This window comes from Streptomyces sp. AC627_RSS907, from assembly GCF_019049165.1.
This window is the reverse complement of sequence record NZ_JAGMUE010000882.1, coordinates 1-9,948: the sequence shown is the minus strand read 5'-3', so window position 1 is coordinate 9,948 and position 9,948 is coordinate 1. Positions and strand designations below refer to the sequence as shown.

Sequence of the window (9,948 nt, the reverse complement as noted above, 5' to 3'; positions counted from 1 at the left end):
GGCCGCCGCATAGTTCGCCTGCCCCGCATTACCGAACAGACCCGACGCCGACGAATACAACACAAAAGCACTCAACGGCTTACCCGCCGTCGCCGCCACCAGATTCCGCGCCGCATCCACCTTCGCCCGCAACACCACCTCCACCCGCTCCGGCGTCAACGACTCGAACAACCCGTCATCGATCACACCAGCCGCATGAACAACACCCGTCACCCTCACATCCCGCAACACCGCCGCCACCGCACCCGCATCAGCCACATCACACGCCACCGAACGCACCACCGCGCCCTCGACGTCGACCCGACCACCCGAACGCGACAACAACAGCAACTCCCGCACCCCATGAGCCCGCACAAGATGCCGCACGACCAGACCACCAAGCGCCCCCGACGCACCCGTGACCACCACAACCCCGTCACCGAACCCAGACACACCCGAACCCCGCAACCGCACCAGCCGCGGAACCCGCACCACCCCCTCACGCACCACCACCTGCGGCACCGCGAAAAACACGTCCTCCGCCCCATCCAGCAGATGAACCCGCCCCGGATGCTCCGCCTGAACCGACCGCACCAACCCCCACAACGCCGCACCATCCGGATCAGTGACCACCTCACCCACCGCACCGAACGTCCGCACCACAAGCCGCGACCCCACCCACCCCGGATCCGCCAGCCACCCCCGCAACAAACCCAGCAGAGCCACCACACGATCCCGCGCCGCACCCCCCACCGACGCATCCACCACCAACACCTCCACAGGCGCCACCGGCAACGCATCACCCAACGCGATCACGGTGGGGGTCCCGGTCTCCGGGGTCAGGTCCTGCGGGGTCCACTCCACGGTGAACAGGGAGCGTGCCGCTTCGGTGTTCCCGGTGGTGGTGTCGTCCTCGGTCACGGGGCGGAAGGCGAGGGCTTCGACGGTGGCCACCGGCTCGCCGACGGCGTCGATCGCGTCGACCCGTACGGTCTCGCCGGTGGGCCGGAGCCGGGCCCGCAGCATTCCGGCGCCGTCGGCGTGCACGGTGACGCCGGTGAAGGCGAAGGGGAGCCGGGTGGTGTCGTCGCCGTCCTGGCCGATACCGATGCCGTGCAGGACGGCGTCGAGCAGGGCGGGGTGGAGGGTGAACCGGTCGGGTTCGGCGGGCAGTTCCGCTTCGACGTACAGGTCGTCGCCCTGCCGCCAGGCCTCGCGCAGGCCCTGGAAGACCGGTCCGTACGTGTAGCCGGCGTCGGCCAGGCGGTCGTACAGGTCGTCGACGGGCAGGCGGGTGGCGCCGGGCGGGGGCCAGGCGAAGGTCTCGCCGGCCGGCTGGGCGGTGCTCAGGAAGCCGGTGGCGTGGGCGGTCCAGTCCTCGGTGTCCTCCGGTCGCGCGTAGACGGTGACGGGCCGGCGTGCGGTGTCGTCGGGGGCGCCGATGACGGCCTGTACGGCGACGGAGTCCGTGGCGCCGAGCGGGAGCGGCCGGCGCAGGACCAGTTCCTCGACGGTCGGGGTGCCGGCCGCGGTGCCCGCGGCGAGGGCGAGGTCGAGCAGTGCGGTGCCCGGCAGCAGGACGGTGCCCAGGACGGTGTGGTCGGCCAGCCAGGGCTGGGTGCGCAGGGTGATGCGGCCGGTGAGCACGGCGCCGTCGCCGTCGGCCAGGGGGACGGAGGCGCCGAGGAGGGGGTGCTCGGGCGTGCCCAGGCCGAGGCTCGCGGGGTCGGTGGCGGTGCCGGTGCCGGCCTGGGGCCAGTAACGCTGTCGTTGGAAGGCGTACGTAGGCAGGTCGGGCAGCGGGGTGCCGGCGCCGTCGAGGACACTCGTCCAGTCGACGTCGGTGCCCCGGGTGAACACCGTCGCCACGCCGGTGAGCAGTGTGCCGACCTCGTCCCGGTCCCGGCGCAGGGCCGGGACGGCGAGTGCGTCGGGCTCGTTGGCGGCGACCAGGGCGGTCAGTACGCCGTCCGGTCCGGCCTCCAGGAAGCGGGTGACGCCCTGGGCGGTCAGTTCGGTGAGCGCGTCGGCGAACCGGACGGGGCGGCGGACCTGTTCGACCCAGTAGTCGGGATCGGTCCAGCGCGGCACCGCACCGGGCTCGACCGTGGAGACCACCCCCAGCCGGGGCTCGGCATACGCCAGCCCCCGCACGACCTCGGCGAACTCGGCCAGCATCGGCTCCATCAACCGGGAGTGGAAAGCATGACTGGTACGCAACCGCGACGTCTTCCAGCCCCGCTCACCCGCCAACGACGCCGCCTGCTCGACCTCCGCCCCAGAACCCGAGACGACCACCGCCTCCGGCCCGTTCACCGCCGCGACGTCCAGACCCGGGAACGCCTCCCGCACCGCCCCCTCCGACGCACCCACCGCCAGCATCGCACCACCCGCCGGCAAGGCATCCATCAACCGCCCACGCGCAGCCACCAACACCGCCGCATCGGCCAGGCTCAACACCCCGGCCGCGTACGCGGCGGCGACCTCACCCACCGAGTGACCGGCCACGAAGTCGGGGGTCACGCCCCAGTGCCGCAGCAGGGCGAGCAGGGCCGTCTCGACGGCGAACAGCGCGGGCTGGGCGTAGGCGGTCCGCTCGAGGGCGTCGGGGTCGGCGAAGACGACCAGGCGCAGGGGCTGCTCGAGGTGCGGGTCGAGGTGGGCGCAGGCCTCGTCGAAGGCGGCGGCGAAGACCGGGAAGGCGGCGTAGAGCTGTTCGCCCATCGCGAGGCGTTGGGCGCCCTGGCCGGTGAAGAGGAGGGCGAGCCGGCCGTCGGCGGTCTCCCCGCCGACCACGGTGTCGCGGCGCTTGAGCGCGCGGAGCAGCTGGGCGCGGTTGGGCGCCAGGTAGACCGCCCGGTGGGTGAGCGCGGCGCGGCCGGCGGTGGTGCGGGCGAGGTCGGGGAGGCCGGCGTCGGGGTGGCGGTCGAGCCAGTCGCGGAGGCGTTCGGTCTGGGCGTCCAGGGCGGCCTCGGTGGCGGCGGAGACGACGAACGGCAGGACCGGCGGCGGTGCCGTGCGTCCGCGCGGCCGCTCGTCCTCGGCCGGCGTCGGAGGCTCTTCCAGGATGACGTGGGCGTTGGTGCCGCTGACCCCGAACGCGGACACACCTGCCCGGCGGGGCCGGGATCCGGCGGGCCAGGGGCGGGCGGCGGTGAGGAGTTCGACGGCGCCGGCGTCCCAGTCGACCTGCGGGGTGGGCTCGTCGACGTGCAGGGTGCGGGGCAGCAGCCCGTGCCGCATCGCCTGGACGATCTTGATGATGCCGGCGGCGCCGGCGGCGGACTGCGTGTGGCCGATGTTGGACTTGACCGACCCGAGCCACAGGGGCTCGGCGGAGCGGTTCTGACCGTAGGTGGCCAGCAGGGCCTGTGCTTCGATCGGGTCGCCGAGGGTGGTGCCCGTACCGTGTGCCTCGACCGCGTCGACGTCCTCGGGGGTGAGGCCGGCGTTGGCGAGGGCGGCGCGGATCACCCGTTGCTGGGAGGGACCGTTGGGCGCGGTGAGGCCGTTGGAGGCGCCGTCCTGGTTGACCGCGCTGCCCCGTACGACGGCCAGTGCCTCGCGGCCGGCCGCTCGTGCCGTGGAGAGCCGTTCGACCAGCAGCATGCCGACGCCTTCGGCCCAGCCGGTGCCGTCGGCCGCCGCCGCGAAGGCCTTGCAGCGGCCGTCGGCGGCCAGGCCGCGTTGCCGGGAGAACTCGGTGAACGTGCCCGGCGTCGCCATGATCGTGACGCCGCCGACCAGTGCCATGCCGCACTCGCCCTGGCGCAGTGCCTGTGCGGCGAGGTGCAGGGCGACCAGCGACGACGAGCAGGCCGTGTCGACGGTGACGGCGGGGCCTTCCAGGCCGAAGGTGTAGGCGATGCGGCCGGAGGCGACGCTGCCGGCGCTGCCGATGCCGAGGTAACCGCTCAGGTCCTCGGGGCTGTCCTCCAGCAGGGAGACGTATCCCTGGTGGGTGGTGCCGACGAACACGCCGACCTGCCGGCCGCGCAGCGACAGCGGGTCGAGTCCGGCCCGTTCCAACGTCTCCCACGCGGTCTCCAGCAGCAGCCGCTGCTGCGGGTCCATGGCGAGGGCCTCGCGGGGGCTGATCCCGAACAGGCCCGGGTCGAAGTCGCCGGCGTCCCGCACGAATCCGCCGTTGACGGTGTACGAGGTGCCGGACCGGTCGGCGTCCGGGTCGGGGTCGTAGAGCGCGTCGACGTCCCAGCCCCGGTCGGCGGGGAACGGGCCGATCGCGTCGGTCTCGCCGCTGACCAGGTCCCACAGTTCGTCGGGGGTGCTGACGCCGCCGGGGAAGCGGCAGGCCATCGCGGTGAGCACGATCGGGTCGTCGTCGGTGGCGGCGGCGCTCACCGGGACGGACGGCGCCGCGGCATCGGCGCCGAAGACCTCGTCATGGAGGTGGGCGGCGAGGAGCAGCGGCGTGGGGTAGTCGAAGGCGAGGGTCGCGGAGAGCCGGAGCCCGGTCTCGGCGGACAGCGCGTTGCGCAGTTCGACGGCGGTGAGCGAGTCGAAGCCGAGTTCGCGGAACGGCCGTCCGGCGGTGATCGCCTCGGCGGACGGGTAGCCGAGGACGCGTGCGGCGTGGCCCCGGACCAGGTCGACGAGCGCGCCCTCACGCTGCGCGGGCGGCAGGGCGGCCAGTCGGCCACGCCAGCCGGTGGCGTCCACCGGTGCGGTGGCGGCCGGGCGTGCCGCCTCGGGGAGGTCTTCCAGCAGCGGGCGGCGGCGGGCGGCGGCGAACGTCTCCATGAACGACGGCCAGTGGACGTCGGCGACCGTGAGCAGCGGCGCGGGTCGTCCGGCGGCACGGCGCAGGACGTCGATCGCGAGGACGGGGGGCATCGGGTTCAGACCGCGTCGGCTCAGTGCGGTGCCGGTGTCGCCCTCGGTGGCCATGCCCGCCTCGGCCCACGGTCCCCACGCCAGCGACGTACCGGCCAGGCCCCGGGCGCGGCGCCGCTGCGCGAGGGCGTCGAGTCCGGCGTTGGCGGCGGCGTAGGCACCGCCCCAGCCGCTGCCCCAGGTGGCGGCGATCGAGGAGAACAGGACGAAGGCGTCCAGTTCGGTGTCGCCGAGGAGTTCGTCCAGGTGCCGGGCGCCGGTGGTCTTGCCGGCGAGTACGGAGGCGAGGGCCGCGGTGTCGAGCTCGGCCAGGGGAGCGCTGTGCGCGATGCCGGCGGCGTGCACGACCGCGGTGAGCGGCGCCTCCGGGTCGTCGGTGGCCCGGTCGAGGAGGTCCGCCACCGCGTCGCGGTCGGCCAGGTCGGTGGCGACGACCGTGACGCGCGCTCCCGCGGCGCGGATCTCGTCGGCCAGTTCCTGGGCGCCGGGTGCGTCCGGGCCACGCCTGCCGGCCAGTACGAGGTGAGCGGCGCCCTGGGCGGCGGCCCAGCGGGCGACCCGGGCACCGAGCGCACCGGTTCCGCCGGTGACCAGGACGGTGCCGCGCGGCTGCCAGCCGTTGTCGGGAGCACCCGCCGACGGTACGTGTGCCAGTCGGCGGGCGTACAGGCCGGAGGGGCGGAGCGCGATCTGGTCCTCGGCGTCGAGGCCACCGGCGAGAACGGCGGTGAGCCGGTCCGCCGCGCCCGCGTCGAGGGTTTCGGGAAGGTCCAGCAGACCGCCCGGGCGGTCCGGGTACTCGAGTCCGATGACCCGTCCCAGGCCCCATGCCTCGGCGTGGGCCACGCTGGTGACGTGGTCGCCGGGGCCGGTGGCGACCGCTCCCCGGGTGAGGAACCAGAGGGGTGCGGTGACGGCGGCGTCCTCGGCGGCCTGGGCGAGGATGAGCGTCGCGGCGAGCGCCGCCGGGACGTCGGTTCCTCCGGCTGCCTCGTCGTGCGACGGCAGGACCGAGATGACGGCGGCTATGTCGTCCTGTTCGCGGAGGTGGTCCGCGAGGGTGGCCCGGTCGGCAGCGGGGACGGTGACGACGTGGGCGCCGGCGCGGGTGAGGATTCCGCTGATGTCGTGTGTGCCGGGTGCGACCAGAACCCAGGTGCCGGTGAGCGGCCGGACGGTGGGGGCGGGCAGCCTCGTCCAGGTCTCCTGGTAGCACCAGGAATCGGCCGTCGAGGCGGTGACCGCGCGGGGCGTCGGGCGGAGCCAGTACCGCTGGTGGGAGAAGGGATACGTGGGCAGGTCGACGGGACGCGCGCCCGTGCCCTCGAACACCGCCCGCCAGTCCACATGCTGCCCGTGCACGAACAACTCACCCAGCGCCGTCAGCAACGCCAGGGTCTCACCACGGCCCCGGCGCAACGCCGCCACAGCCGGAACATCCACCTCGGCCAGCAACCCGGCAAGCACACCATCCGGACCCAGCTCCAGCACACGATCCGCATCCCAAGCGGCCATGGCATCAGCGAACCGGACCGGCTCACGCACCTGCCGCACCCAGTACTCCGGATCCGACCACTGACCGGCAGTGACCAGGGCACCCGTCACCGTCGACACCGCCTGGACCACAGGCTCGCTGAAACGCAGCCCACGCACCACCCGAGCGAACTCCTCGAGCATCGGCTCCATCAACCGCGAATGAAACGCATGACTCGTCCGCAACCGCGACGTCTTCCAACCCCGCCCGGCCACCCGCCCGACATCCGCCGCCAGACCCGACACCACCACCGACGACGGCCCATTCACCGCCGCGATATCAAGCCCCGGAAACGCCTCCCGCACCTCCGCCTCCGACGCCCCCACCGCCCACATCACACCACCGGACGGAAGCCCCTGCATCAACCGACCCCGAGCAGCCACCAAAGCAGCAGCATCAGCCAGACTCAGCACACCCGCCGCATACGCGGCCGTGACCTCCCCCACCGAATGACCCGCCACCACATCCGGCTCCAGCCCCCACGAACGCACCAGAGCCAACAACGCCACCTCAAGCGCAAAGATCGCAGGCTGCGCCCAACCCGTCTCCTCCAACCGCGCCGCATCGAGACCACCCAGCGAAAGACCCAGCGCCCCACACACCTCGTCATAAGCCGCCGCGAACACCGGGAACACCTCATACAACTCCCGGCCCATACCCACCCGCTGCGACCCCTGCCCGGTGAACACCACCCCCAGCCGGCCCTCAGCAGCAACACCCCGCACCACCACATCACCGAGCACCACCGCACGCCGCTCCAGCACCGCACGCGACGCCAACGACACACCCACATCCAGCGCGGCCGCATCCACCCCCCGCACCCGCTCGACCAACGCCTCCAACGAACCCTCGGACCGCGCCGACACCACCCACGGCACCACCGGCAACACCACCACCGGCTCCACCGGCTCCACCGGCACCACCGGAACCGGAACAGGCGCCTCCTCCACGATCACATGCGCATTCGTCCCACTGATCCCGAACGACGACACACCCGCACGCCGCACCCGGCCACCAACACCGGCACGCCACTCCCGCGCCTCCGTCAGCAACTCCACCGAACCCGACGCCCACTCCACCCGCGACGACGGCACATCCACATGCAACGTCCGCGGCAACACCCCACGCCGCAACGCCTCCACCATCTTGATCACACCAGCCACACCCGCAGCCGCCTGGGTATGCCCGAGGTTGGACTTCACCGAACCCAGCCACAACGGGGCATCGGCGGGACGGTCCTGCCCGTAGGTGGCCAGCAGCGCCTGCGCCTCGATGGGGTCACCCAGCCGGGTCCCGGTGCCGTGCGCCTCCACCGCGTCCACATCCGCCGGGGACAGACCGGCCGACGCGAGGGCTGCCCGGATCACCCGCTGCTGCGACGGCCCGTTGGGCGCGGTCAGGCCGCTGGAGGCCCCGTCCTGGTTGACCGCGCTGCCCCGCACCACCGCCAGCACCTCGTGCCCGTGCCGTTGGGCGTCGGAGAGGCGTTCCACCAGCAGCAGGCCGACGCCCTCGCCCCATCCCGTGCCGTCCGCACCCTCCGCGAAGGACTTGCACCGGCCGTCGGCGGCCAGACCGCCCTGTCTGCTGAACTCGACGAACGTGGTCGGCGTGGCCATGACCGTCACACCACCGGCCAGCGCCAGGTCGCACTCACCGTTGCGCAGCGCCTGCGCGGCGAGGTGCAGGGCGACGAGTGACGACGAGCAGGCGGTGTCCACCGTGACCGCAGGGCCCTCCAGGCCGAACGTGTAGGACACACGGCCGGAGGCGACACTGCCCGCGTTGCCGTTTCCGAGGTAGCCGGCGACGCCGTCGGGGACGTCCAGGGGGCGGGAGCCGTAGTCGTGGTACATGATGCCGGTGAACACCCCGGTACGGGGGAACGGCACCGCGGTCGGGTCGAACCCGGCGCGTTCGAACGCCTCCCAGGTCGCTTCCAGGAGCAGCCGTTGCTGCGGGTCCATCGCCAGCGCCTCGCGCGGCGAGATACCGAACAGGTCCGGGTCGAATCCCGCGGCGTCGTGGAGGAAGCCGCCCTGGAGCGGGGCCCGCCGGTCGATTTCGCCGGTCTCGTGGTCGTAGAGTCCCTCGACGTCCCAGCCGCGGTCGGCCGGCGGGTCGCCGATGGCGTCCGAGCCGGAGGCGACCAGTCGCCACAGGTCCTCGGGGCTGCCGACCCCGCCGGGGTAGCGGCAGCTCATCGCGATGATGGCCAGGGGCTCGCTGCCGCGGTACTCCAGTTCCTCCACCCGGTTGCGGGCGGCGCGCAGGTCCGCTGCCGCGCGCTTGAGGTAGCCGAGGTACTTCTCCTCGGTCCCGACGGGTTCGCTTGCGGATGTCATGGCGGGACCGCCTTTGGATCGGGGTCGGCTCACTGGGTGCCGAGCTCGTCGAGCAGGTCGAATATCTCGTCGGCGGTCGCCGACTGGATGTCGTCGGTTCCGGCGCCGTCCGTGGGCCCGGCCCAGGCGGCGGCGAGCGTGCGCAGTCGCTGCCCGATGGCGGACCGGTGCCCGTCGTCGAACGCGCCGGCGCCCTGGAGCCGGGCTTCGAGTCCGGCGATCTCCGCGAACACGGCGTCCACCGGGCTGGTTTCGGGCGTCTCGTCCGGGCGGAGCAGTTCGCCGAGGTGCCGGGCGAGCGCGGTCGGTGACGGGTGGTCGAACAGCAGGGTCGCGGGGAGGCGCAGTCCGGTCTCGGTGTGCAGCCGGTTGCGCAGTTCCACGACGGTGAGCGAGTCGAAGCCCAGTTCGAGGAAGCCGCGGGTGGGTTCGACGTCCTTGGGTGACGCGTAACCGAGGATGCCGGCGGTGCGGGCCCGGACCAGGTCGAGCAGGAACCTGTCCCGGTCGGCCTCACCGAGCGGGGCGAGCCGGTCGGCGAGGGTCTGCGCGGGAGTGGTGTCGGCGGCCCTGCGGGGTACGGCGACCAGGCCCCGCAGCAGCTCGGGAACGCTGCCGTCGCTCGCCGTGGCCCGGACCGCGCCCAGATCCAGCGCGATCGGTACCACCAGTGGCCGCCCGGCTCCGAGAGCCGCGTCGAACGCGGCGAGTCCGTCGGCCGGCGTGAGCGCGCCGAAGCCGCTGCGGGTCAGGCGGGCACGGTCGGCATCGGACAGCCCCGACCCCATCCCCACGTCCCACAACCCCCACGCCAGCGACACCGCCGGCACACCCCGCCCCCGCAACCACACGGCATACGCATCCAGAAACGCATTGGCCGCCGCATAGTTCGCCTGCCCCGCATTACCGAACAGACCCGACGCCGACGAATACAACACAAAAGCACTCAACGGCTTACCCGCCGTCGCCGCCACCAGATTCCGCGCCGCATCCACCTTCGCCCGCAACACCACCTCCACCCGCTCCGGCGTCAACGACTCGAACAACCCGTCATCAATCACACCAGCCGCATGAACAACACCCGTCACCCTCACATCCCGCAACACCGCCGCCACCGCACCCGCATCAGCCACATCACACGCCACCGAACGCACCACCGCGCCCTCGACGTCGACCCGACCACCCGAACGCGACAACAACAGCAACTCCCGCACCCCATGAGCCCGCACAAGATGC

2 protein-coding genes are annotated in these 9,948 nt (G+C 72.9%); both read right to left on the bottom strand.

From position 1 onward, the window contains the following. Nucleotides 1–8,712 (bottom strand): type I polyketide synthase (locus KUM32_RS44455; RefSeq protein ID WP_254406740.1); only part of this gene is annotated, 8,712 nt, incomplete at its 3' end. Between the two features lie 29 nt (nt 8,713–8,741). Further along, complete coding sequence (locus KUM32_RS39195) at nt 8,742–9,926, bottom strand: beta-ketoacyl reductase (protein ID WP_308408836.1); 1,185 nt, start codon at nt 9,924–9,926, stop codon at nt 8,742–8,744. Between the last annotated feature and the right edge of the window lie 22 nt (nt 9,927–9,948).